This is a genomic window from Lysinibacillus sp. NPDC097231 (assembly GCF_044761885.1).
Taxonomy (GTDB): Bacteria; Bacillota; Bacilli; order Bacillales_A; family Planococcaceae; genus Lysinibacillus.
This window is the reverse complement of sequence record NZ_JBIWDH010000016.1, coordinates 78,296-101,456: the sequence shown is the minus strand read 5'-3', so window position 1 is coordinate 101,456 and position 23,161 is coordinate 78,296. Positions and strand designations below refer to the sequence as shown.

Genomic DNA, 23,161 nt, shown 5'->3' with positions numbered 1-23,161 from the left:
ATGTCAATCACCGTTGTTTGTGTGTTTTCTTTTTTCTTCTTAAACAAAAAAGTGAGAAAACAGAAAATTCAATCAAAATTTATGCGACGGTAGTGATAATTTATCCGTTTATTTATTTTTTTATGGAGCCAACTACAGTTTTTGTCTATAAAATTAAAACACAAAATTATCTATGCGCAACAGACTTAATGAATGATTTTGAATGGAAGTCCTATGAATTACAGCAAAACGAACAATTTGAGGCATTTCAGCATGTGGAAAGGGAACCTCTTAAGGGGTGGACATTCTGTCTAGAACAAGAAGAACTGATCAAAATGGTGGAAGTCATCAATGATAATATTCAAAAACATCGTTCTACATACCAGGAAGTAACAAATACGCCTGCCTTAGCGGTTCATATCGTTTGTTCTGAATCTGAAGCAGGTTCCGTGAGGGTAGCACTTGAGCCACCTAAATATGTGATTGGATTTCCTGATTTCTTTTCCATCGGCCCATTGTGGAAGCTAGAGGAAGAGAAAGGGCAAGCAATTCGAAATACTTGGTTATTTGAAAACATAAATGACGAGCAGGATGACTATGTTTATCTCAATAAGTTTACAAATGCTTTACGTGAAATAGAGGATATTCCATATCACGTTCCTATTTATATATGGTATGGCAACAACGCACATGAACAAAGTGGACTTCGATATATTCTTTATTTACTACGAAATAAGACAAATGAGATTTTTCTCATTAACACTACAGAACACCATGAAAGATTTAATTCGCCTGTTTTCTATACAAGTCAGATTGAATCACAGCAATTAAAACATTTATTTACGAATATCAAGGACCAAAAGCCATTAACTGCTCAAGAGCGCCTTTATTATCAAAAAGAATGGGAGAAATTATCTCAAATGAAAGATATTTTACGCTTATGGATGGATAACGAAATAAAAGGAGTATCAGAAAATCATTATGATTCTTTGATCATAGAGACGATAAACAGGTTGCATCAAAAACAAGAAACCAAAGATTTTATACAGACAGGAACTGTGATTATGGAACTTTTACCACTAATGGACGAGATGCCAAGTGTATTCTTTTTAGAATATAGAATAAGATATTTGGTTTATAGTGGGATACTTGCCTTAAAAGGCATTCCAAAATCTATGAGACATTATAGTGTTAAACTACGAAAATAAGCGTAAAACCTCTTTAGTCTATTAAAAGACATAAAGAGGTTTTGTGCATCAATAATTATGCAACGAATGGTCTGTTCATGCGCATTAAACCATAAATGAAAAAGAATAATCCACCAGTTACGAACGAGAGAATAATGTAAAGAACAGCCTTTCCTTTTTCGCCAGACCAACGATAGAACAGGCGATATGTGAAATAGAACATAAAGACAGTAGTACAAAGAGTACTTATAAAGCCGATAATTGGAATAAAAGAAACAATTAATAGACCAATATAAATTAGCGTATATTTTTTAGCGGTCGCACGAACCGTTTTATGATCAGCTCCATTTGCCGTTAGAAGGAAAAGACTATAGACATTGATAATAGGAATCCAAGCGATGTAAGCCACATCACCAAAGCCATTCGTTTTAGATGCCATAAAATAAATAAGTGCACTAACAATATATGCGATTAGACCTAATACAAGAGCTACAACGATAATTAGGAAAAATACCCCACCTAATACCGCATCGTAATCATAATAAGAATCATAGCTCATCGGTAAAACCTCCCTTCAAATGAAATGCTTTATAATAATAACAATACTAAATTTTTATATCTATAGAGATTTTTATGTAATTATTAGTTTATATGTCATATTTATGCTATTTTGGTTCGTGAAATTAAGTCTTTAATGATGGCTTTTTGAGTATATAGTGGGAATGTTTCAAAAAATACCCTTTGGAATTTTGGTATACTAGTTTTAAAGAATCAACAGAGACACGGAAAATAGAGAGCTTTTAGTAAAAATTAAAAGGGGACAAAAACATGCCAGTATACAATAAATTAGTACGTGATTTCATTCCACAAGTCATTGAAGCCAGTGGCAAAACTTGTAGAACAAGGGTGTTAGAAAAAGAAGAATATTTAACAAGTATAAAGGTGAAAATGCAAGAGGAGGTTTTAGAGTTTCAAGAAGCAAGCACTCCAAAAGAGGCAGTTGAGGAACTTGCGGATATTTTGGAGTTAGTACATGCAGCAATACATGTGTACAGAGTCTCCTATGAGCAATTGGAACAGAAACGTATTCAAAAGAGGCTGTATCGAGGAGGGTTTACGGAAGGTATTTATTTAATTGATGTGGAGGAGTAGGTAGACAGCACTCCTAAAAACAATATGTATATAAGAGGTAATAACAAAATGGAGGTATATTTATGGCAGAAATTAAATACGAAATCATTAAAACACTCGCGGTATTATCCGAAGGTAGTAAAGGGTGGAAGAAAGAGTTAAATCTAATTAGTTGGAATAATCGTGAACCGAAATATGATATTCGAGATTGGTCAGAGGATCATACGAAAATGGGGAAGGGGCTAACGCTGTCACTATCGGAAATGCAGATTTTGAAAGAGGCGTTAGGTAAATTGTCAGATTTGGATTAATGGCCAGAGGGAAACTTTAGTGTTGTATTTGCTTTTAAGAGGTTAGCGATTGAGAAGTGATACTTATGAATGAACTAACAATTTGGATTTGCTCTGAGGAAGATCTGATTCTCCTGACTATACTACTATATGAGGATGAAAGGTGTATAAAAAATGAAGATAAGAATAATAGTATTATTAACTCTTTCATTGATCTTGGCTTTTAGTCAAACTGCTCAAGCAGAAAATCTTAGTGAACATTATAATGATATTACAGAAGATGACCTTAATAATAGTATCATTATGTCACCTGAAAGCTCCAAGGCATTTGTAAATGGGCATATGGTGTCGGCTGTACAGCCAATTAAAAAAGATGGAAGAACCCTAGTGCCACTTCGCTTTATTTCTGAGGGGTTTGGCGCAAAAGTAGATTTCAACCCTAAAAATAATACGATAACCATTAAATATTCTAATAAAACAATAACCTTGAAAATAGGGAGCAAGGCTATGTCCGTTAATGGTCAACAGATTCAAATGGATGTTTCTGCAAATCTTTATAATAATTCAACCTATATTCCTTTAAGATATATTGGTGAGGGTTTTAATAAAAAAGTAGTATATTTAAAGAATGAAGAAATACAACCTTATAGCTTGATTATTATAAGGAATATAGATGCTTCAGAGCTTGAGAATCTTAATCTTGTACGCATTTGTGAATTGCTATATCAAGAAAAATCAATTGTCTATAGTGACCGTTTTATGGCAGTGATCAAAGAAAAAGGTCAATTACTTTATAGTAATAATTTTTCTGATTTTGAACCTTTTGTTTATCAGGAATTTGTTGAGGATAAAAATGTGATTAAACTAGGGGATATATGGTTTAAAACAGATATGGGTAATTTTTATATGGACTACGCTTATGCCACTACGGGAGAATTTATATTATATTATGTTGATGGACAAACCATTACAAGAGTAGCCATTGAAAAAGCACCAATTAAGACTGTAAAAGCTTATAAGAATAATGTATATTATCTAACGAGATATGAGCGTGGTGTAGTAAATGCTCATGAAACAAGTAATTTAAAATGTGCAACATTTAAAAATGGGCATTGGGTTTCTGATTATTTAGGCAAGCCTGGGTTTTATTATGGTTTTGATACTTTAAGTAATTCATATAACTGGAAAATAGATGATAACGGCATCTACATTTTTGGCTATAATAGATTTGGAAATTTAAGCTCAGATGAAAGAAAAGAAACTTTTGGTAATTACAGGATAGACTTTGAGGGTCATAATCATGAGGTAGTAACCCCTTAAAGTTAGTGTTTAAATGATGCAGCGACTGGCTGGTTTGAGTTCGATATTATAAGGGACTTAAGCCAGCCAATTTTTGCTTAATCGTCATTATCCTCACCACTTGTTGTTAAAAGAAAAAGAATGTAAATATTAATTAGTGCATAAATAAGATAGCTTGGCAAAAATGGATACAATGAAAAAATATGTATCGTAGCTCATGAGAAATATTATTTTTAAAATATCCCTAATAATGACATACCTATTGTGATAGATACTATGAAAAAATGAGAAAAATATAGTTCCCACTAGCTAAACATTTCCCTACTTATATAAGCTGATTGGAGTGGAGACTGAGCGATTCCTTGGGGATTAGTTGCTCCGACGCCCCAAGAAAGCGCCCAGTCGGAACGGAAATCAACCACACGTTATGGTGATGAGCCAAAAATATCCTTAATAATGATAGTATGTTAGTTCTGGAGAAATGTTTTATTTAAATTTTCTGAGTATTTGTCGTAGAATATATTCCATAAAATTGTTAGACTAGCAGTAGCAACAATTCATAAAGCAGGTGGCGGCTGAACTCCCTCTTGAAAGGGGGTGAGGCGGATGACAGTATTTGAAGCATTCAGTTTGATTGTGCAGAGTAGTCTTTTGCTAATTGCAGTACTTACGCTGATGCTTAGTATTATTGTCTCTCAAAATAAAAAGAAATAGCCACCCTGCCGGCTAAGTAAGGTGACTTTTTCTACAACTTTAACTTGGTCAGCCGCTATTTTGCGGCATGATTGTTGCTTTGACTGGATGTTGACGCATCCAGTCTTTTTTATTCTATATTTAGTGTATCATATTTATTCTAAAAAGAACATTTGATACAGTCTTTTTCGCTGGATTAAATGAATTTTGCAATGTCATTTAACGCTAAACGAGATGAGCCGTAAGCTGGTGCTGCTGCTTTTCCGATCGCGATTAAGACGATTGGCACTAGATTTTCTGTTAGTTCGAAATGCTTTGCAAAAGCCTCTTTATTAAAGCCACCCATAGTAACCGTATCATAGCCCATATCTTTTGCTAAAAGCATAATTTGCATAGAAATTAAGCCCGCATCAAATGTAGCGATATTTTTAAGAACTTCTTTAGGTAGGTTTGGATACAGTTTTAATGAGTTTTCAATCATCACGTTTTTTGTTTCCTCATTCATATAGCCAAGCTCGAAGTTTTTTGTATAAACTTCCTCTACATTTTGGTACATTTCAGTATCGCCTAAAACAGCAATGATGGCAGAGGCTGTTTCCACTTGCTCCTGGTTATTGGCAATCGCCCGTAATTCTTTTTTTACTGCATCGTCTTGAATCACTAAAAAGCGCCAAGGCTGTAAATTACTTGATGAAGGAGCGGTTGTTGCTTCTACAAGTAAGTCCTCTAATTCAGCTTGTGGAATTTTATAATTTGCATCATATTTACGAACAGATTTACGTTCATGCATTACTTTATTTAAATAGCTTTTTGTTATCGTCATTGTTGAAAATCTCCTTAATATATTAATGAGATTTTACTATACGATAAACTTTTATAAATTCCAAGTAAATTGCTCGAAATAGATAGTCTTGGTTGCTGCTTGAGATGACTTAGAAGGTTCAGAAAATTATTCAACAGGCGATGGCAAACCAATGACCTTATAAAAATGAACGAAAGGGCTTAAGTCTTTTCGTTTATTTTATGAGCGTCATCTAAATTTAAACGCTTCGAAGTCAATATGGATATCGCTATTATTGGATTTCAATTGCTTGGCAAAATGTCTCACCATTTTTTCAGGGCCACAAAGAAAAATGCTTGAATGCGCTGGGACTGAATAATTTTCAAATGACAGCCTGTCCATTTGAGCAGTATCAATAAAGTTCACTTTGAATTGCTGATACGTTCTTGTGTACTCCTGTAAAAGTTCTTTTTGGATGGCATTATCTTGACCATGATATGTGTAAAATAATTCAATATCTCGATCAATGGGCTGTGATTGTAAATAGGATAAAAATGGAGTAATACCGATGCCACCTGCAATCCAAATTTGTTGCTGTGCCCCTTTTTCAAAGTTTAAATGTCCATATGGACCATTTAGTGCGACCGGTGTGTTTAATTGAACGGAATGATAGACGTTCTTCGTATAATCTCCAAGCGCCTTAATGGTCAAAAATATTTTTTCTCCATCACCGCCAGAAATAGAAAAGGGATGTGGCGCCTTTTCCAATCCATCTTGAAAAATCTTGATAAAAACAAATTGTCCATGTCGATAGGAGATCTTATTATCAAGTGTTAGCTCCAATTCAATAACATTGGAACTCATTTTTTTGATACCTGTAATATTACCTGTATGCTTAAAGTTCATATCCTGATACATCGTAAGCATGTATAATGCTGACATAAATCCAATGGTCGTAGTGAGTGCAGTGAAAATTCCTAAAGGTGTTGGCTGCAATAAATCGTATCTACTTGAAAAATAAGCATGATATATACCGAATGCATAAGGAATAAGCAATAAGCGGTGAAAGACTCGCCAGCGCTCATATTTTAGAAATTTAGCAAAAAGTGCAATCACAATAAGTCCTATGAAGCCAAATTGGCCAAGCGATCCTAGCTCTTTCGCAAATTCAAGGAGCGGAGTTTTGTGTACTCTATCCCAGCGAGGGACCAGATCTTGCAATTGCCCATGTAAAATCACCATGAACAGTGAAAAAATCGCTAATAATTTATGATAAAAATAAACATGCTCTAGTCCATGGAACCAGCGTTCAAGGACTTTCATTCTTGTTGATAATAAAAAGACTAGAAAAAATCCCGTAATGGCCAAGCCCCCGACGATGTGACTAAGTCTGTTAATAATATTTATAGGCTCCATAGGTGTAGCGAAATACCACAGTAAAGCACTACTAGCCATCATGAGTATGATAAAGATAATTCCTTTGATAGATTTCATAAATAACCTCCAATCCTATTTTTATCGAGAATCATTCAATATATACAGTAATAGCCTGAAATGATTCTGATATTTTTGTTCATTTGAAGTTTTTTTATTTCAACTATCTCTTATATTAGCTGATTAAACTATCAAGTGAAAAAAGGGGAGTATATGTTCGGAATGTGTGTTCCTTTTTTAGGCGGAGTGTGTTAAATTAAGGAGGTTAAAAAAAGAAATATAAGGAGAGGAAGTAATAATGCAAGGGAATACACACATCGTTGGGGGCATCACGGCAAGCCTTGCTTTTGCACAAATTTCTAGTGATAATCCGCTTGTTTTAGTAGGAGCAGGTGTTATCGGTGCATTACTTCCAGATATTTGCCACGGTGGCAGTAAAATTGGGAGGAAGTTTCCCATCATTTCAAAAATTGTCAATATGTTATTTGGACATCGTTCCTTTACACATAGTTTGCTTTTTTTGTTTCTAGTTATGATGCTGTTACATACATTTGTACCTTATGAATCCATTTCAGCAGGTATTGTAATTGGGATAGCAAGTCACATTTTCCTAGATATGGGGACAAAGCAGGGAGTTAAGCTGTTTTTCCCAATATCCATGTCGATTCGTTTGCCTCTTACAACCAAAACAGGTAGTAAAGTTGAAAAGGTAGTATTTATGTTATTAACGATGCTTTCTGTCTATTTTAGCTATGAAATCGTTGTTAAGCTTATTGATACCTTATAAGTAATTAAATTCAATAAGAATGAGTTACTCTCCATTAGATAGACAGATGAAAAAACTGTTTATTTATGGGGAGTATTTTTTTAGTTCGGAGTAAACCAGTGATATTAACGGTGGTTTAAACGGACATTCCCCATTGAAATACATGCGCATAACGTTTAAAAAAATTATTTTTTACTTGGGCAGAGAAATTTTCCAATCCTCTCAGCAAGATTATATTCCGTAAAAATATACCCTTGTATAATTAATCTTTTACTTTTCCTTATATTAAAAACATAATATTCTCCTTAAATCCTATCGTAAAATAAATATTTTTTTAAAAACGATTTAAAAAAATTAAGAATGTTGAATTAATAAAATAAAGGGGAGTTATATATAGTTCTCCATTATCAAAATAATCTATTTATAGAATTATTATATTTTCTAAGTATTGACAATTTACAAAAATAGTATATTCTATAAATTGTGACAATTCACAAAATTTGTATATTTTAGAAATTGCCGCAAGAAAATTATAAGGAGTGGGAAAATTGATTTCAAATATGGACACAATTATTTCTATTACTGGTCAAATTAGAGATAATCTGAAAAGTAATGTGAAACCGAAAGAAGATGATGTATTTAATTTGATTTCTGAGATTAAACAACTTGAGGGAATAGTATCAAAAGATCTCATTAGGGCTTTTACAGAAGAAACTATTTCATTTTTAATTGAAGGGAACGAGCCTGATTACTCCAAAACGCGAGAATATATTAATACAGTCGATACTGAAATTTCTTTCATAGCAGGGATGTTTAATAGTCCGTATAACCCATTATTTGGATTTGAGTGTATCCTCTATAAAAAACATGAAGTTAATAGTAGTATTACTTCTCATTATCCAAGTTCAGTAGTATTACCGGTTACGGTTCTAGGTTGTACAGATGGTTTTAAAGAAACTATGAATGTTTCCTTATTCCCTGAGTTTTTCGTTGCATCTGCACCAATAAAAAATGAGCATAAGGTATTTTATTTTACAAATAGATTTGAAAAAAGAAATCACCTCATAACTAAACCAATTCTTAACCAATTAACAACTGCTTCAACTTTTAAGGTATTAAAATCAGCTAGTGATGAAGAAATTCAAGAAGCTTGTATTGCATGGGTTTATCTTCACGAATATCATCATCGAACAGGGGTATTACCCATTCCAGAGTACCTAAATATTAAAGGGAGTCGTGCAGCAGCTTCTTTAGAAGAATTGCGTGTAGATTTACATTCAATCATCGCTTGTATAGATTTATATATTAATAAAAAATTAGAAAAAGGGTTATTATTTGCTGAACTAATTTTTGCCGAGCGTTTACTTCGTTATCCAATACAAATTGATCCTCATATTAATTTTGATAGCCGTGCTTCTCAGTTTTTTTATAGTTTCTTAAATGATGTTGGGACAAAAGTCTTTGATGGGACGGAAATCCATATTGATGTGATTGAGCTCCGCGAAGAATTGGAGAAAATAGTTAATTATATTGATATGTTTGAGAGACAGATATCTCGCCTTGAAACTGCAGAAGCTAAGAAACAAATTGATAATCTCAGCAAATCACTAGGTGGATTTAGTGTAGAAACTAATAAATATGAACGATTACCACTATATCAAACAATGATAAACATTTGTGAAAACACTTCTATTGAGACTCTTATAAGTCATTAAAAAATAGAAGACAGAAGGAAGAAGGAATAACTACTATGTTTTTAGCTTATATAATTATGTGCCTTATTTATGGGACTACTTTTTTAGGCATTACTTTAGGGCTTCATGCAGGATTTTCTCCTTTTCTATACGCTGGTTTAAGATTTAGTACTGCTGGGATACTTATTCTTGCCTTTTTATTTCTAACAAAAGTAAAATTTCCGAGGGACAAGACCTTCTATTTATCTGCAGCATTTATTGGACTATGCATGACAGGAATAGAATTCAGTGGGTTTTATTGGGCTCAACAGTATGTTCCGTCGAGTTTTGCTGCTTTGTTAGGTGCTGCAACACCATTGATGGTTATTCTTTCTAACCTTATTTTTGAGAAAGAAAAATTAGGTTTAATTGAAGCATTTGGGGTGGGGTTAGGATTTTTAGGTGTTTTATTTATTGTATATCCAAACATAAAAGAGGGATTTGAACTATCTAACTTTCAATTTTTAGGATCGATAGCAATTATTGTTTCGACCTTCTTTTATGGAGTAGGAACAGTTAAATCAAAAAAAATACTTATTAAAGGTTATTCCGCAACTTTACTTAATGGATTTCAAATGTTGTTCGGTAGTCTATTTTTATTTACTTTATCTTTTTTGATAGAGGACCATTCACTAAAGGGGTTTAATATAACAGGGTTGTCCGCGTTATTATATCTAATTATTTTCGGCTCAATTATTGCATCAGGAATATATTATTGGTTAGTTAAAGTAGCAGGACCCGTACTACCATCGACATGGACTTATGTATCCCCAATGATAGCATTACTAGTTGGTTATCTATTTTTAAAAGAGTCTGTTTATACCATTTCTTTTGTGGGCTCCATTATCGTTCTTTGTGGCGTATTTTTAACGAATTATAAAACATTTAGTAATTTGTTATTGAGTAAGAGGGAATCGAAGAAAGTATGAAATAACAATTAAACGGCTTGAGCCCTCTCGGAAGACAGGGCTCAAGCCGTTTGAAGCATTTATATTTGGTTCTTCGTCTGCTAGGCAGCGGTTATTTTCTCTTACAAGGGTTTAAGTTAAAATAACATTTTAGTCAGCTTGTACTTCTTCTACAGTTTGTTCTACTTCTGAACGTGTCATTTTTTCACGCCCCTCTTGCATCGCCTTTAATGTTTTATGGGCTAAAGCCAGTGGTAAACGACAGAATAATAGGACCGTGCGTTTATTAATATCCTTCATATAAAGATCTGCTTTTGCAAGGTTTTCCTCCGCGTATGCAAATAAATCCGCGCGTGTCCAACCATCAGGAACGAAACTTACACCGCGCTCATCTAAATCCTCATGCTGATTACGTAAAATATTGACCGCTTGGAGACCTCGGCCGTAGCCAATAGCTAATTCACGATCAGTTTGAATGTCTGCACCCCACGCCCAAAGCTCGGATAACATTGTCCCAACAAGACCTGCCACGTAATATGTATAATCATCTAAATCCTCACGCGTATGAACTTGCCAGTTGGCATTTGCCCATTTTGCCATCCCAAAAGCCATTTCACTTGTTGAAGCTTGAATAATTTTACGTGAACCTTCAGGGCAGAATGTTAGCCAGTCCGCTAAACGAAGAGATACTTCAGGCAACTGCTCCGCATATGGTGCTAATAATGTTTCATAAGCTTCGGCATCAAATGTTTCCTTTAATAATTCGCTTGTCGCAGTTAGTAAATCAAACTTCACATCATTTGAAAGCTTTTCGTGGTCCTCAATTTCATCAATAGCACGCATCGCTAAATAAGCAGCAGCTACTGACATTTTTAAATCATTTTTTAAAAAAGTAATCGGTATATAAAAAGTGCGGCTCGTTTCCTTTAAAACTTGCATCGCTTCTTTATAAAGTGTTTTTTGATCTTTCACTGATATTCCTCCGTTCAAATGGTCACACATCTATAGTATATCGTATCGTAAAAGTGGGGAAAGATAAAACAGATTGTTCAACTTATAGTCATATTCTTTGAAAATGCTTTAAAAAAATGATAAAGTTTAAACGTAAACTATTTAATTCTATACTATTTTTCTTAAAAATAATGTATAGATTTATGCAGTACAAAATAAAGCATAGAGGGAGTTTTATTTATGGGACGCTTAGATAACAAAGTTGCAATTATTACAGGTGGCGCATCTGGTATGGGCGCATCGATGGCAAAGTTGTTTGCGAAAGAAGGGGCAACAGTTATTGCCGCTGACATTAACGAAGAAAACCTTGCAAAGATTTCTGAACTAGATCATGTAGAGGGAATGAAATTAGATGTTTCTTCGGATGAAAACTGGGCAGAAGTAACGAAAGCAGTTATTGATAAATATGGTCGTATTGATATTTTAATTAATAATGCTGGTATCGCATCTGAAAAAGCTATCGATCAAATTTCACAAGCAGACTGGACAATTATGCATAATATCAATGCATTCGGTCCATTCTTAGGTATTAAACATGCGTCAAAATATATGAAAGAAGCAGGGAAAGGTTCAATTGTTAATACATCATCCTACACAGCAATAATTGGCTCGGGTCTTAATGCTTATACAGCATCTAAAGGATCATTACGTGCAACTGCTCGTGCAGCAGCTGCTGAATTAGGAGCTTATAATATCCGTGTTAATACTGTCTTCCCAGGGGTTATTGAAACACCAATGACAGCCCAATTGTCCGAAGCAAAAGAAGTGATGAATATGCTAGTACAAGCTACACCAATGGGCAGACTGGGTCAACCAGAAGAAGTAGCAAACGCGATTCTGTTCCTAGCATCAGATGAAGCTTCTTATATTACTGGTGGCGAACTAGTGATTGATGGTGGTTATTCAGCTCGTTAATTATAGAAATTAATTTACAAAGTGGAAATGCATTGAATGTCAGTGCATTTTCACTTTTTTGTTTTTTTAGTAGAATAATGATAAAGTATAAAAATGCGTTATTCCTCGTGCGAATAATAGAAGAATTTTGATATTTTTAGAGTTTTTTTTCATGAAAGTTTGCTAAGTTATTGCACATTCATTTCAACAGCGTTAAAGTTTAGGGAGAGTGAAAACAGGCAATTACATTCCGAAGTAATTGTACCTGTCAATTTGCTTTCGGTATTTAAATACAATACGTCGGGATTTTGGCACAACAACTCCTTGTAAAATCCGCGACATCTGTGAAATCATGAACTATATTCAGTAGGTAGCTAAACGCCTCCTGAGTAAAAGCAAAATCTAGTATATATCTCACCATCGAATAGAGAATGTACTGAATAAAGTCAAAGGAGAATGTTATGCCAAAGGCTATAGGTATTGATGCAGGCGGCACATTGACAAAGGTTGCTTATTTGGATGAGCATAATGAGCTTGTGTTAACAACTTTCCCGTCAAATGATTTGTTGGCTGTAAAGAATTGGATTATTAATCATCCAGATATTGAGGATATCGGTGTTACTGGGGGGCGTACGGAACAATTACTTGATGTCATTAAAACAATGAAATCGATTCATTATATAGTAGAATTTGAAGCTACACTGAAGGGTGTTCGATTTATGTTGCATAAACAAGGATACTTCTTTGAGCGTAGTATGATAACTAATATTGGTACTGGTACCTCGATCCATTATATGGAAGGTGCTACGCATGTTCGTGTTGGTGGGACAGGCGTTGGCGGTGGAACATTGATCGGATTGTCAGCGCTTACAACAGGCATTACGGATTATAATGAAATACGAGAAATGGCTACTAAGGGTAATCGTGAGAACATTGATTTACTTGTAAAGGATATTTATCAAGGAATGGATACACCTATTGATGGGCATCTGACTGCCAGTAATTTTGGAAAAGTTGGTATAACAGAGTTTGTCAAACATCCAGCTGAAGGTATTATTGCCACTGTACAAGGACTTGTAGGAGAGGTTATTACAACGCTTAGTATTCAATATGCTGAGGAAAAAAATGCTCAACATATCGTTTATATCGGTTCAACCTTAAGTAATAACGAACATCTCGCACAAGTTATTGCTAATTATACACGTACGAAAAAACATACACCTGTCTTTATTGATGACCACGGTTTTTCAGGGGCAGTTGGAGCATTACTAAATATAACTGAATATACAATTGTCTAAAGGACAAATAAAAATGTACATTACTAATGTTGATTGGTGATGTACATTTTTTGCGGAAATATAGATCAATTATGCCACGGCATAATTGCGTCACATTTTATACCCCTTTTATTTTTGTATCAATAAACAGAATTATATAGATGTTGAGATAAAATTAAGCGTATTTATTAATTTTACCAGAATTACTATGAGAAAAATGTACATGTTTCTTCTGCCATTGAAGTTTTCTCCAAAGCATAATTCCTTCACTCTTGTGCACATTACAAGTAGGAGGTGAACATCCGTGGGCAATAGAAACAACAATAAGAACAACAAAAATAACAATAAAACAATGAATGTTAGAACGCACAATCCTTTTGATACCTACAAAAAGATAGACCTCGATGAATCAAATAGTAATAACAATAACCCGAATGACAATCTGAATGAAGAATTCGCTGCAGAATTTGATGCGAAAGCCAAAAATAAAGATAATAAAACGAACCATAAGAAAAATCAACAGTCCAATAAAAACAAATAACCGAAATATGGGAGGTTTAAATAATGGCAAAAAAGAATAAAACAAGCTTTAAAAAGAAAAAGAAAGAAGATACACATAAAAGAAATGATCGTGAGGAATACTCAGCAGAATTTAATCAAGTTATTCATAATAATCCCCAACAACCGAAGCAATAACAAAAAAACTGCTTCAAAAGTAATCTCTGAATACTTTTGGAGCTCTTATTTTTTGCTTTGTTTGACAGTTTTATGCACAAAAATTCAAAAAAGAGGAGTGCATCAAGTGCGAAAATTTTATGTAACAATAGGGATTTTACTTGTATTTCTTGCCACGTCATTACCTATACCAATCAGTGCATATGCTCAACAGGAAGCACCATCCTATGCGGAATGGGGAAAGGTAGCGATAAAAGAGGTACAGACCAAATATCCACAAGCTAAAATTTTGGATTATTTACATGAGGGAAGCGAGATATTTGAAGATTCAACTATCGAAAAATTTAAGCTTTGGTTAAAACAAAGTGATAAGGAATTCGGTGTTTATGTAAAAATCAAATATATAACTGAAACAAACAAGTTGGTAAATGTTGAATTACAAGAAACATCTTAAAGAAGAGGATGCCCAATTACAAACATCCTCTTTCCTCTTTAATCTTCTAGTTTTTGAATAAATTCACGCATTAGTCCAGGTAAATCTGGCCATGCATGACCGCTCACTAAATTACCATCTGTATGAAGAGTGGCATCAATATACGTAGCCCCTGCAACTTGAACTTCAGGCTTGCAGGCAATATAGGCTGTTAGCTCACGTCCTTTTAGTACTTCAGGAATTGTTGCGAAAATTTGGGCTGCGTGACATACGGCGGCAATTGGTTTATTTGTTTCAAAGAAATGGCTCACTAATGCTGGAACGTGCTCATTTAAACGAATGTATTCTGGCGCTCGGCCACCAGGAATAATGAGTCCGTCAAATTGTGTTGGATCTACGTCTGCAAAGGAAGAATGTGCTTCTAAGCCATATGCTGGGCGCTCGATGTATGTATCGACCCCATCAACAAAATCGTGTAATACAGTTTGTAATTTCTTTGCTGATGGTGCTGCAATTGTCACATCATAGCCTGCCTCTAAGCAACGGTAATAAGGATAAAAAATTTCCAACGCCTCTACTGCATCACCTGCAAGTATTAATACCTTTTTCCCCATGATTTCATCTCCTTTTTTTCTTGTAATCTAGTAGCTAGATTCGACACTTTCAAAAAATTTCCTCCATAAATTTTTAAAAATCTCTAGAATCAGTACTTCATCATCATTTCAAACAACCTGCTTTACAATGAAAAAAATGAAGCGTATAGTATTTATTTAGCTAGGTAAATAAATTTCGGGAGATCGTTAACATGAATCCTATATTCCATGCTTTATTCCAAAAAAGTCGTTATTTAACGAATTGTTTAAATGAAGTGCTGAAACAGCATAATTTGTATAGTTCACAATGGACTATTTTATTTTGCTTACATACAAACGGTCCAATGACATTAACGCAAATCTGGAAGTATTTAAATGTTGAGGCACCTAGTATCACAAGAGCAATTACTAGACTTGAAACGTTAGGGTGGGTACAAAGAATAGATGGTGAAGATAAACGAGAAAAAATCGTTACCTTATCATCAGAGGCTGAGCAACGATTGCCTGCTATTACAAAAACCATTTTAGCTTTTGAGGAAGAAATGGTAGGTTCACTTACTGTTGAAGAACAACAGCAATTTATAATGCTACTGGAAAAAATGAAAGGTTGATTGACATGCAACAAGAGGGGAACACAAAAATCTGGACGAAGCGATTTATTAGTCTCTTTTTAACAAATATATCGGTGTTTTTTGTTTTTTATGGACTTGTAACCACTTTACCGCTTTACGCGATTGGAGAGCTACACCAGACAGATAAGGAAGCAGGTTTGTTACTGTCAGGTTTTTTATTATCCGCCATTATCGTTCGTCCTTTTTCAGGTAAATTATTAGATGTTTTTGGGAAGAAAAAGCTATTAGTAATTTCGATTATAGGCTATTTTTTATGTACCGTTTTATATTTATTTATTCATCCATTTGGACTTTTACTAGGTCTACGTTTTATTCAAGGGATTTTCTTTAGTATTATTACAACGGCAGCTGGCTCATTAGCTGCAGATATTGTGCCAGCCAATCGTAAAGGTGCAGGTCTAGGCTATTTCACAATGTCGACTAACTTAGCAGTAGTGATTGGACCATTCATCGGGTTACTGCTTATTCAATATAGTAGCTTTAATGTATTATTCATTGTGATGAGTATTTGTATATTAGCTGGGGGCATCTTAGCTGTAACGATGAATACGGATGATTTACCGAAGCCTGCTCATCAGGGCAAATTGACTTTTAAATTTAATGATTTATTTGAACGCAAAGCACTTCCAGTGGCGGCTATTGCTAGTTTAGTAGCCTTTTCATATGCGAGTGTTTTATCGTTTTTATCAGTATACGCCCAACAAAAGGACCTCATGGCTGTAGCGAGTCTATTTTATGCCGTGTTTGCAGCAGCCATGCTAATTACACGACCTTATACAGGGAAGCTCTATGATACAAGAGGGCCACAATTTGTCATACTTCCTGGTATTCTATTCTTTGCTATCGGGCTTGTTATGCTCGCATTTGTCTCAGGACCATCATTATTTTTATTTTCAGCTATCTTTATTGGATTTGGTTACGGAGCCGTGACAACAAGTTTGCAAGCATTAGCAGTTCAATCCGTAGCACTTCAACGTAGTGGCTATGCAACTGCAACATATTTTACGATGTTTGACATCGGGATTGCTCTCGGTTCGTATATATTAGGGATGGTAGCAGTGCAAGCGGGTTATGCTGCTGTTTATCTAAGTGGTGCAGGTATACTAGTTGTTGTCTTCATTATATATTTAATGCGTTTAGCCAAAATAAAATCGAAAAAAGTAGCACAGGAGAGCGTATAAAAAACCGTTGGGGCGGGCACCCCAACGGTTTTTCCTATTCCTATAAACGACCATAACCCACAAAATGTCCCTTCCAATAAGCGCTATTGACATTAGCAATATTAACTTTACTGCCACTAGCATTAATCATTTGATTATTTCCAATATAAATGCCTACATGTGAGATACCAGCTTTATATGTATTTGCGAAAAATACTAAATCTCCAACTTTAGGTGTACTTACTTTTTTAGCTGTATTGTAAAACCCTGCTGCCGATTTACGTGCTGTCGAAATACCAGCATTATTAAAAACGTAAGTTATATAGCCTGAGCAATCGAAACCAGTGCTCGGTTTAGCTCCACCAAATGTATATTTTACACCTAATTGTTGTTTTGCAATTTGTACAAGGTTAGTATTTGATGGCTTAGATGCAGAAGATTGCGTAGTATTAAGATTTAACTTTTGACCAACATGAATTGTGGAAGAAGATAGGCTATTCCATTTCATCAATGATTGTAAAGAAACACCTTGTTGATTGGCAATCTTCCATAGGGAATCACCAGATTTTACTGTATAAGTTGCCGCAGATGCAGTGTCAAATGTTGAAAAAAGTACAGATGAACTTAATGCTAATGTAGCTAATTTCAACCTCCATCCAACCTTTTTATTCTTTTTCATAATTTGTATCCTCCTAAAACTTTAAAAGCTTATTACTTGGTACATAAATGATATTATCACTGAAATATTACAGTAATATGTCGATAAAATAACATTAAGGATACAAATTATATTAGAATAATATGATAAAAAAGGAGAGTAACTACCATTAAGTAGTTCGATTTTTACATGCCCTTTTAAGACCAAAAAGCATAGTAGATGTTGTGGTGGAGGCATAAACTTAATTTGGAAATTAAATGGGGAATTTATGATAAAATTTATTTTGTAGTATATTTAAAGACGTAAGGTAATGAACCTAATAGCCGTTTGGAGCGGAAGAAGTGAAGAGATTCCTATTGATATTGATTTTTCTTTCGATTGTAATTAGCACTATTGGCTGTTCAAGTGGAACTATAGTTCTGAGGAAGCGATTATAAGAGGTGACATTGATTATTGGGTAAAAGTTGCTAATTTAGAGAGGTTTGAAAAGTTCTTAAATAACCTATCTAACAAAAAAGAAGACACAATACGAGTTACAGGCTATACAATCGAAGGAGACCTCATTTTCCAAGACTTGCATTTTGATGGGAAGGTAATCCGTGGAGAAAAAGATAAATTGAAACATAATTAATTAAAACGCTTGGTTTTTGCCAAGCGTTTTTTTGTGTCCCTTATACTGCTAATTTGAGTGTTGTTTTGTTAATAAATAAAAGTGTTATTCTGGTTTTTCTCCATATAATCTGAACTATTAAGCATTATAAATTTTTTTGTAAAAATGCCTTTGTACGTTCATTTTGTGGATTCGTAAAGAATTCTTCAGGATGGTTGGCCTCAATAATATCGCCTCCATCCATAAACACCACCTTGTTTGCTACCTCGCGAGCAAAGCCCATTTCATGTGTGACAACTACCATTGTCATATGTTCCTCGGCTAAGTCCTTCATAACTTTTAAAACTTCTCCTGTAAGCTCTGGATCAAGAGCAGACGTTGGTTCATCAAACAATAAGATTTGTGGGTTCATCATAAGTGCACGTGCAATAGCAACACGTTGCTTTTGTCCACCAGAAAGATTGGCAGGATAAGCATTTGCTTTATCAGCTAGTCCAATTTTTTTAAGTAGATCTTGACAGCGATGGGCAATCGCATCAGGAGATTCTGTTTTTATTAAGCTTGGAGCTACTTCAAGGTTTTGCTGTACGGTTAAATGTGGAAAAAGATTAAAGTGTTGAAACACCATACCCATTTTCGCCGTGATTGCTTTAATGTCCTGAGGTTTTGCGTAAATTCCGTCCTGCACCAAGTAATCACCATCTACACAGATACTACCGCCATTTATTTCTTCTAAATGAATGAAGCTTCGAAGCATTGTGCTCTTACCTGATCCAGAAGGACCGATAACCGCTACGACATCATTTTTTTCTATATTAAATGTAATTTGCTTAAGTACTTCTAATTCACCGAAAGACTTTTTCAAGTTTGATACTTCAATCAGTGCCATAGTGTCACCTCTATTCAAATTTAAAACGTTTTTCTAGCCACTTAAAGAACACAGTTAAGACTAGTGTCATGATTAAGTAAATAGCACCAGCAATAAAGAATGGCACAATTGTAAAGTCACGATTAACTGCGGTTTGTGCAAAGTGAAGTAGCTCTGGCACAGCAACTGCATAGAGAAGTGCTGTATCCTTAATTAATGTTACGGATTCATTGGATAAGGCTGGTAAAGCTACTCGAAACATTTGTGGCAAAATAATACGTGTCGTCGTTTGCCACTTTGACAAACCAAGTACTTGAGCTGCCTCATACTGACCTTTGTCAATGGCTAACAAGCCACCGCGGAAAATCTCAGCAAAGTATGCTGCATAATTTAAAATAAAGCCAAGGCAAGCCGCAACAAAACGATCAAGTACTAAGTATTCACCGATTACGGGCATCATTGGTAAACCAAAGCAAATTAATAATAGCTGTAGTAATAGCGGTGTACCACGCATTACGTAAATATACGTATGTGCAAGCCAAGAAAGTGGTTTAATACGACTTTTTGCTAATAATGTAAGTAAGAAACCAAGTGGAATCGATACAAGAATGGCAATGAAAAACAGTAGAACTGTCATTTTTGCACCTTCAAGCATCGGCAAAATCATCGTTTGCCAGTAGTCCGCCATAACTATTTTCCCTCCAAAAAGATTAAGAGTTTCACGAGGAAACTCTTAAAGATTCATATCTATTTATTATTTTAAAACTTTATCTTCGCCAAACCACTTTGTAGAAATTTCTGCAGCTGTGCCATCTTCATTCATTTTATCTAAAGCGGCTTGTAGCTTTTCTAATAATGCTTCATTTCCAGGTTTAACACCGATGCCATACTGCTCAGGAGCAAGCGATTCATCTAATAATTTAAATGTATTAGGTTCTTTCGTCATGTAATACTCAGCGACAACAGCATCGATAACAACAGCATCTACACGACCTGTTTTTAAATCAGTTAATGCTAAAACATTATCTGGAAATTCAGTGATTGTTTTTATTTCTTTGTGAATTGGATTGCTGTCTAAAGCGTCCGCTGCTGATGAAAGCGATTGAATACCAACTTCTTTACCCGCTAATTCACCAAGTTTAACAATCTTCGAGTCTGCTTTTGTCATCACAACTTGTGAGTTTTCAAGGTATGGCTTTGTAAATAAAACCTTTTCTTTACGTTCATCGGTAATTGTATAACCATTCCAAATTAAGTCGATACGACCACTAATTAATTCAGCTTCTTTCGTTTTCCAATCGATTGGTTGGAATTCTGCTTCCACGCCCATATGTTCTGCTGCAGCACGGGCTAAATCGATATCGAAGCCAACGATTTCATTATTATCATCGCGGAAGCCCATTGGCGCAAACTTATCATCAATACCAATAATAATTTTTTCTTTGTCAGTTGCTTTGTCTGAGTCAGTTGAAGTAACTGTTCTATTCGATTTTTCTTCAGAAGTTCCACATGCTGCTAAAGCAAACACAGCTGCCAGCATGAAAAGTAATGAAAATATACGCTTCATTGTTAAATTTCCCCTCACATACATGATAGATTACTAGTTATACTTTCGTTTGCTAAACTACTAATGTGTTAAAGAATATCACCTTGTTTTAAAATTGTCAATAACGTTATTAAACTAATGAGAAAATTCACTACACTTTAAAGTTTTCGGAGGAACATTTTTTTAAGTACTAGTTTTAGTTAATTTCATAAATAGTTTTTCTAGAGAAAATCACGAACATTTCATGGAGCGGAAAGCATCCGCCTGTAGCGTAATGATGCGAATACTCATATTTTTATCTTTTTAATGTGTTCGTATTTATTGATGAAAATACGAATTATAAAATCGATTCAGTTATGTAAAAAACGATGATGATAAAAATCAAATTTGGGGGGATATTAAGTATCTGAAAAAGGGGCAGTTTGAATGGAAAGGGACTGATTCGTGTTTGGAAGGCAAGAATCAGTCCCTAGAGATGGTTTTAATTTTTTTCTTTTTGAATGGCCTTACGTGCTAGTGCATCTGCAGCTTTATTTTGCGAATCGGGTACCCATTTGATGAAAAATAAATCGAAGTTTGTGGCAAGAGACAGTGCCTGTTCAAGATAAGGTTTAAATTCCTCATTTTTAACATATTCTTTTTCCATGGAAGCTACTACAATTTTTGAATCAGAGCGCACGGAGACAAGATTTGAGCCTAACTTTTGTGCTTCTTCGAGACCACGAACCAATGCGGTAAATTCTGCAATGTGGTTATTGGTAAGGCCTATATACTCACTGATTTGTATATGATGGCCTTCTCCTTTAATAAATATTCCAATACCACTGGGGCCAGGATTTCCTGCACTAGCAGCATCTATGTATACTTCTAACATAAAATCCCTACTTTTTGATTTTTATTTTAATTGTACAACAACAGTGTTTTAGTGGTGACAATTTTGTTTAACTTCTTTCAGCAGGTGTTCGGACACCCGCAGAAATATGAGGATAAACAAAATAGTTGCTTGTTCAAAATGTTCACTTCATAATAGAAAGAAGTGAAATTTGGGCGTGAAAGGAGCGAGAGTTCAACATGGATAAAGTGACGGTTATGAAAGATATTGATGAACTGCATGATACGTATTGCGCAGATTGCTTAGTGATTAAGCAACTACGTAAAGAACGTGGTAAACCTGGAGCTCATCGTTTCTGTATTGAAGCTTGTTCAGTGGGGGAGCGATTACAATTTCTCGGGGAAGAGCTCTTAAAGGTATATAGTAAGTAATGGTCGCAAAATGGAGAGTCTAAACATTTATGGCAAAGCAACCATAAGTACTAAATGGACAGTTTTAACATAAAATGTAGCTTATAGATAAAAGTCTCATTATTGCATAAATATACGTGGTTGAATACCATAGAAAGCTACTGTTGTCGGCTCTTTTTATGACAACAGTAGCTTTTTCTATTAAAACAAACTGCGCCGCATGCTCTAAATTAGGGCGTACGGCGCAGTTCTAGATTGTGAAGCATTATTTAGTTGCAGCGTAATTACTTAAATCTTGGTAATATTTTGTGAGAGAGGAAGCTGAAATATCAAACGTCGCGGCGATTTCTTTCACGGTCATTGATAGCGACTCAAATAGCTCTTTTTCCTGGCCATATCGAATCGCACCAGCAACAATAGCAGCCTCTTTGCGCGCTGATGGTTGTCCTTCGATTAAATAATCCTCTAAAAGTTCTAGCATAGGAGCTGTCTCACGCTCATTTTGCTCGAGGAATTCTTTCACTTGTGTTAATACTGTGCTTTCAAAGTTAGTGAATTCCTCACCTTGATAGCCATTGGACACAAGTAATTCCCAGAAGGATAAATGCTCTTCTTTTAAGTATGCTCCAACCTTCTTGTCTGAAGCCTCAAAGTTATTTTTAAATTGCTCAAATACTTTTGCATGGTCATGTGGGAAGAAGATAAGCGTTGAAACGGCTAAATACTGCTCTGATTCTTTCGTTCCATCTGGTAAGATGAAGGCAAAAACATGCATACCTTCAGGAATTGGCTTGTCATTTTCTCGACGAATATAAATCTCTTCATTTGTTAGCACATGTATCGCTTTAAAATATTTTTCTTCAACAACTGACACAGAACCAATAAATAACTTAGGTTGTGACCAGCCTTCTAACACTTTTAATGTAGATGGTCGTACCGTTTTTTTCTTCGTTTTCTTCAAATAACCTTTCCAAATAGATGGCTCTTGATGGAAGAAGAAGTCGTCTAACGCGATCGCTTCAATTAGCTCTCTTTGTAGTACGCTCTCTAATCTAGGCTGCCATGTGCCTACATGCTCGATATAGGCACGAACATCTTTGCGTTCAGGATATTCTAAGTAAAATGTTTGTAGTACACGCTCTAATTCTTCGATTGCTACAGTTTCTACTGAAACCTGCTGTTTACCTTCACAACATTTTTTATATTTTTTGCCGCTACCGCATGGGCATGGATCATTTCGTTTTACCATAATTAGAAACACTTCCTTTGAAAATTGTTAGTCGAATTTTGCTAAATAAATTGCGTACACTTAATAATAACGGTACTTTTGTATGAAGAAAAATAATTGTCTATTTAGAAAT

At 34.8% G+C, this 23,161-nt stretch carries 28 protein-coding genes; 17 read left to right on the top strand and 11 right to left on the bottom strand.

Annotated features, from left to right (window positions below):
• Positions 1-122 precede the first annotated feature (122 nt).
• Complete coding sequence (locus tag ACIQXF_RS11745; RefSeq protein ID WP_402783029.1) at positions 123-1,187, top strand: DUF1835 domain-containing protein; 1,065 nt, start codon at positions 123-125, stop codon at positions 1,185-1,187.
• Between the two features lie 55 nt (positions 1,188-1,242).
• Here ACIQXF_RS11745 and ACIQXF_RS11740 read toward each other — a convergent pair whose 3' ends face one another.
• Complete coding sequence (locus ACIQXF_RS11740; RefSeq protein WP_402783027.1) at positions 1,243-1,725, bottom strand: hypothetical protein; 483 nt, start codon at positions 1,723-1,725, stop codon at positions 1,243-1,245.
• A gap of 269 nt (positions 1,726-1,994) precedes the next feature.
• Between ACIQXF_RS11740 and ACIQXF_RS11735 the strand changes: the two genes are divergently transcribed.
• From ACIQXF_RS11735 to ACIQXF_RS11720, 4 genes are all read left to right on the top strand, one after another.
• Positions 1,995-2,318 (top strand): pyrophosphohydrolase domain-containing protein, encoded by a 324-nt coding sequence (locus ACIQXF_RS11735; RefSeq protein ID WP_402783025.1) that lies wholly within the window; start codon positions 1,995-1,997, stop codon positions 2,316-2,318.
• Positions 2,319-2,380: 62 nt separating this feature from the next.
• Complete coding sequence (locus ACIQXF_RS11730; RefSeq protein WP_402783023.1) at positions 2,381-2,608, top strand: YdbC family protein; 228 nt, start codon at positions 2,381-2,383, stop codon at positions 2,606-2,608.
• Between the two features lie 153 nt (positions 2,609-2,761).
• Complete coding sequence (locus ACIQXF_RS11725) at positions 2,762-3,907, top strand: copper amine oxidase N-terminal domain-containing protein (protein ID WP_402783021.1); 1,146 nt, start codon at positions 2,762-2,764, stop codon at positions 3,905-3,907.
• A gap of 585 nt (positions 3,908-4,492) precedes the next feature.
• Entirely contained in the window at positions 4,493-4,600 is a 108-nt protein-coding gene (locus tag ACIQXF_RS11720; RefSeq protein ID WP_240518187.1) for a putative holin-like toxin, read from the top strand.
• Between the two features lie 175 nt (positions 4,601-4,775).
• Here ACIQXF_RS11720 and ACIQXF_RS11715 read toward each other — a convergent pair whose 3' ends face one another.
• Both ACIQXF_RS11715 and ACIQXF_RS11710 read right to left on the bottom strand, forming a co-directional pair.
• Positions 4,776-5,402: a nitroreductase family protein gene (locus ACIQXF_RS11715; protein WP_402783018.1), complete on the bottom strand. Its 627-nt coding sequence runs from the start codon at positions 5,400-5,402 to the stop codon at positions 4,776-4,778.
• A 207-nt stretch (positions 5,403-5,609) separates the two neighbouring features.
• Positions 5,610-6,854, bottom strand: coding sequence for a ferredoxin reductase family protein (locus tag ACIQXF_RS11710; protein ID WP_402783016.1), 1,245 nt, complete (start codon positions 6,852-6,854; stop codon positions 5,610-5,612).
• A gap of 238 nt (positions 6,855-7,092) precedes the next feature.
• Between ACIQXF_RS11710 and ACIQXF_RS11705 the strand changes: the two genes are divergently transcribed.
• From ACIQXF_RS11705 to ACIQXF_RS11695, 3 genes are all read left to right on the top strand, one after another.
• Positions 7,093-7,581: a metal-dependent hydrolase gene (locus tag ACIQXF_RS11705; RefSeq protein WP_402783014.1), complete on the top strand. Its 489-nt coding sequence runs from the start codon at positions 7,093-7,095 to the stop codon at positions 7,579-7,581.
• A 527-nt stretch (positions 7,582-8,108) separates the two neighbouring features.
• The gene (locus tag ACIQXF_RS11700; RefSeq protein ID WP_402783012.1) at positions 8,109-9,275 is read left to right on the top strand and encodes a DUF6421 family protein; all 1,167 of its coding nucleotides are present in this window, start codon (positions 8,109-8,111) and stop codon (positions 9,273-9,275) included.
• A gap of 35 nt (positions 9,276-9,310) precedes the next feature.
• Complete coding sequence (locus tag ACIQXF_RS11695) at positions 9,311-10,222, top strand: DMT family transporter (protein ID WP_402783010.1); 912 nt, start codon at positions 9,311-9,313, stop codon at positions 10,220-10,222.
• 129 nt (positions 10,223-10,351) lie between these two features.
• On the opposite strand, the gene ACIQXF_RS11690 is transcribed toward ACIQXF_RS11695, so the two are convergent.
• Positions 10,352-11,173, bottom strand: a complete 822-nt coding sequence (locus tag ACIQXF_RS11690; protein ID WP_402783008.1) for a squalene/phytoene synthase family protein — start codon at positions 11,171-11,173, stop codon at positions 10,352-10,354.
• Positions 11,174-11,392: 219 nt separating this feature from the next.
• On the opposite strand from ACIQXF_RS11690, the gene ACIQXF_RS11685 reads away from it, so the two are divergent.
• The 5 genes from ACIQXF_RS11685 to ACIQXF_RS11665 all read left to right on the top strand — a co-directional run bounded on the left by ACIQXF_RS11685 (position 11,393) and on the right by ACIQXF_RS11665 (position 14,512).
• Entirely contained in the window at positions 11,393-12,127 is a 735-nt protein-coding gene (locus ACIQXF_RS11685; RefSeq protein WP_402783006.1) for an SDR family NAD(P)-dependent oxidoreductase, read from the top strand.
• A gap of 440 nt (positions 12,128-12,567) precedes the next feature.
• Complete coding sequence (coaW, locus tag ACIQXF_RS11680; RefSeq protein ID WP_402783004.1) at positions 12,568-13,404, top strand: type II pantothenate kinase; 837 nt, start codon at positions 12,568-12,570, stop codon at positions 13,402-13,404.
• 283 nt (positions 13,405-13,687) lie between these two features.
• On the top strand, positions 13,688-13,924 hold the full coding sequence (locus ACIQXF_RS11675; RefSeq protein WP_402783002.1) for a hypothetical protein: 237 nt from the start codon (positions 13,688-13,690) through the stop codon (positions 13,922-13,924).
• A gap of 23 nt (positions 13,925-13,947) precedes the next feature.
• On the top strand, positions 13,948-14,079 hold the full coding sequence (locus tag ACIQXF_RS11670; RefSeq protein WP_402783000.1) for a hypothetical protein: 132 nt from the start codon (positions 13,948-13,950) through the stop codon (positions 14,077-14,079).
• A 106-nt stretch (positions 14,080-14,185) separates the two neighbouring features.
• On the top strand, positions 14,186-14,512 hold the full coding sequence (locus ACIQXF_RS11665; protein WP_402782998.1) for a DUF3889 domain-containing protein: 327 nt from the start codon (positions 14,186-14,188) through the stop codon (positions 14,510-14,512).
• A gap of 38 nt (positions 14,513-14,550) precedes the next feature.
• On the opposite strand, the gene ACIQXF_RS11660 is transcribed toward ACIQXF_RS11665, so the two are convergent.
• The gene (locus ACIQXF_RS11660; RefSeq protein ID WP_402782996.1) at positions 14,551-15,105 is read right to left on the bottom strand and encodes a DJ-1/PfpI family protein; all 555 of its coding nucleotides are present in this window, start codon (positions 15,103-15,105) and stop codon (positions 14,551-14,553) included.
• Between the two features lie 191 nt (positions 15,106-15,296).
• Between ACIQXF_RS11660 and ACIQXF_RS11655 the strand changes: the two genes are divergently transcribed.
• Together ACIQXF_RS11655 and ACIQXF_RS11650 are read left to right on the top strand one after the other, a co-directional pair.
• Complete coding sequence (locus tag ACIQXF_RS11655; RefSeq protein WP_402782994.1) at positions 15,297-15,695, top strand: MarR family winged helix-turn-helix transcriptional regulator; 399 nt, start codon at positions 15,297-15,299, stop codon at positions 15,693-15,695.
• Positions 15,696-15,700: 5 nt separating this feature from the next.
• Entirely contained in the window at positions 15,701-16,897 is a 1,197-nt protein-coding gene (locus tag ACIQXF_RS11650; protein ID WP_402782992.1) for an MFS transporter, read from the top strand.
• A 40-nt stretch (positions 16,898-16,937) separates the two neighbouring features.
• Here the strand turns inward: ACIQXF_RS11650 and ACIQXF_RS11645 are convergent, their stop codons facing one another.
• Positions 16,938-17,555: a C40 family peptidase gene (locus ACIQXF_RS11645; RefSeq protein ID WP_402782990.1), complete on the bottom strand. Its 618-nt coding sequence runs from the start codon at positions 17,553-17,555 to the stop codon at positions 16,938-16,940.
• 376 nt (positions 17,556-17,931) lie between these two features.
• Between ACIQXF_RS11645 and ACIQXF_RS11640 the strand changes: the two genes are divergently transcribed.
• Positions 17,932-18,165, top strand: a complete 234-nt coding sequence (locus ACIQXF_RS11640) for a DUF4362 domain-containing protein (protein WP_402783037.1) — start codon at positions 17,932-17,934, stop codon at positions 18,163-18,165.
• 124 nt (positions 18,166-18,289) lie between these two features.
• Here ACIQXF_RS11640 and ACIQXF_RS11635 read toward each other — a convergent pair whose 3' ends face one another.
• From ACIQXF_RS11635 to ACIQXF_RS11620, 4 genes are all read right to left on the bottom strand, one after another.
• On the bottom strand, positions 18,290-19,033 hold the full coding sequence (locus tag ACIQXF_RS11635) for an amino acid ABC transporter ATP-binding protein (RefSeq protein WP_402782988.1): 744 nt from the start codon (positions 19,031-19,033) through the stop codon (positions 18,290-18,292).
• A 10-nt stretch (positions 19,034-19,043) separates the two neighbouring features.
• Positions 19,044-19,700, bottom strand: a complete 657-nt coding sequence (locus ACIQXF_RS11630; RefSeq protein WP_402782986.1) for an amino acid ABC transporter permease — start codon at positions 19,698-19,700, stop codon at positions 19,044-19,046.
• 66 nt (positions 19,701-19,766) lie between these two features.
• Entirely contained in the window at positions 19,767-20,579 is an 813-nt protein-coding gene (locus ACIQXF_RS11625; protein ID WP_402782984.1) for a transporter substrate-binding domain-containing protein, read from the bottom strand.
• Between the two features lie 460 nt (positions 20,580-21,039).
• Positions 21,040-21,432 (bottom strand): ribonuclease HI family protein, encoded by a 393-nt coding sequence (locus ACIQXF_RS11620; protein WP_402782982.1) that lies wholly within the window; start codon positions 21,430-21,432, stop codon positions 21,040-21,042.
• 197 nt (positions 21,433-21,629) lie between these two features.
• Between ACIQXF_RS11620 and ACIQXF_RS11615 the strand changes: the two genes are divergently transcribed.
• A complete protein-coding gene (locus tag ACIQXF_RS11615) occupies positions 21,630-21,821 on the top strand; it encodes a zinc-finger domain-containing protein (RefSeq protein ID WP_053482386.1) in 192 nt (63 codons plus the stop codon).
• Positions 21,822-22,065: 244 nt separating this feature from the next.
• Here the strand turns inward: ACIQXF_RS11615 and ACIQXF_RS11610 are convergent, their stop codons facing one another.
• A complete protein-coding gene (locus tag ACIQXF_RS11610; protein WP_402782980.1) occupies positions 22,066-23,049 on the bottom strand; it encodes an SEC-C domain-containing protein in 984 nt (327 codons plus the stop codon).
• Between the last annotated feature and the right edge of the window lie 112 nt (positions 23,050-23,161).

What these genes read in the sequence shown, in the direction of transcription:
- ACIQXF_RS11745 (WP_402783029.1), top strand. Translation starts at nt 123, where the DNA reads ATGGAGCCAACTACAGTTTTTGTCTATAAAATTAAAACACAAAATTAT.
- ACIQXF_RS11740 (WP_402783027.1), bottom strand. Translation starts at nt 1,725, where the DNA reads ATGAGCTATGATTCTTATTATGATTACGATGCGGTATTAGGTGGGGTA.
- ACIQXF_RS11735 (WP_402783025.1), top strand. Translation starts at nt 1,995, where the DNA reads ATGCCAGTATACAATAAATTAGTACGTGATTTCATTCCACAAGTCATT.
- ACIQXF_RS11730 (WP_402783023.1), top strand. Translation starts at nt 2,381, where the DNA reads ATGGCAGAAATTAAATACGAAATCATTAAAACACTCGCGGTATTATCC.
- ACIQXF_RS11725 (WP_402783021.1), top strand. Translation starts at nt 2,762, where the DNA reads ATGAAGATAAGAATAATAGTATTATTAACTCTTTCATTGATCTTGGCT.
- ACIQXF_RS11720 (WP_240518187.1), top strand. Translation starts at nt 4,493, where the DNA reads ATGACAGTATTTGAAGCATTCAGTTTGATTGTGCAGAGTAGTCTTTTG.
- ACIQXF_RS11715 (WP_402783018.1), bottom strand. Translation starts at nt 5,402, where the DNA reads ATGACGATAACAAAAAGCTATTTAAATAAAGTAATGCATGAACGTAAA.
- ACIQXF_RS11710 (WP_402783016.1), bottom strand. Translation starts at nt 6,854, where the DNA reads ATGAAATCTATCAAAGGAATTATCTTTATCATACTCATGATGGCTAGT.
- ACIQXF_RS11705 (WP_402783014.1), top strand. Translation starts at nt 7,093, where the DNA reads ATGCAAGGGAATACACACATCGTTGGGGGCATCACGGCAAGCCTTGCT.
- ACIQXF_RS11695 (WP_402783010.1), top strand. Translation starts at nt 9,311, where the DNA reads ATGTTTTTAGCTTATATAATTATGTGCCTTATTTATGGGACTACTTTT.
- ACIQXF_RS11685 (WP_402783006.1), top strand. Translation starts at nt 11,393, where the DNA reads ATGGGACGCTTAGATAACAAAGTTGCAATTATTACAGGTGGCGCATCT.
- coaW (WP_402783004.1), top strand. Translation starts at nt 12,568, where the DNA reads ATGCCAAAGGCTATAGGTATTGATGCAGGCGGCACATTGACAAAGGTT.
- ACIQXF_RS11670 (WP_402783000.1), top strand. Translation starts at nt 13,948, where the DNA reads ATGGCAAAAAAGAATAAAACAAGCTTTAAAAAGAAAAAGAAAGAAGAT.
- ACIQXF_RS11660 (WP_402782996.1), bottom strand. Translation starts at nt 15,105, where the DNA reads ATGGGGAAAAAGGTATTAATACTTGCAGGTGATGCAGTAGAGGCGTTG.
- ACIQXF_RS11655 (WP_402782994.1), top strand. Translation starts at nt 15,297, where the DNA reads ATGAATCCTATATTCCATGCTTTATTCCAAAAAAGTCGTTATTTAACG.
- ACIQXF_RS11650 (WP_402782992.1), top strand. Translation starts at nt 15,701, where the DNA reads ATGCAACAAGAGGGGAACACAAAAATCTGGACGAAGCGATTTATTAGT.
- ACIQXF_RS11645 (WP_402782990.1), bottom strand. Translation starts at nt 17,555, where the DNA reads ATGAAAAAGAATAAAAAGGTTGGATGGAGGTTGAAATTAGCTACATTA.
- ACIQXF_RS11635 (WP_402782988.1), bottom strand. Translation starts at nt 19,033, where the DNA reads ATGGCACTGATTGAAGTATCAAACTTGAAAAAGTCTTTCGGTGAATTA.
- ACIQXF_RS11630 (WP_402782986.1), bottom strand. Translation starts at nt 19,700, where the DNA reads ATGGCGGACTACTGGCAAACGATGATTTTGCCGATGCTTGAAGGTGCA.
- ACIQXF_RS11625 (WP_402782984.1), bottom strand. Translation starts at nt 20,579, where the DNA reads ATGAAGCGTATATTTTCATTACTTTTCATGCTGGCAGCTGTGTTTGCT.
- ACIQXF_RS11620 (WP_402782982.1), bottom strand. Translation starts at nt 21,432, where the DNA reads ATGTTAGAAGTATACATAGATGCTGCTAGTGCAGGAAATCCTGGCCCC.
- ACIQXF_RS11615 (WP_053482386.1), top strand. Translation starts at nt 21,630, where the DNA reads ATGGATAAAGTGACGGTTATGAAAGATATTGATGAACTGCATGATACG.
- ACIQXF_RS11610 (WP_402782980.1), bottom strand. Translation starts at nt 23,049, where the DNA reads ATGGTAAAACGAAATGATCCATGCCCATGCGGTAGCGGCAAAAAATAT.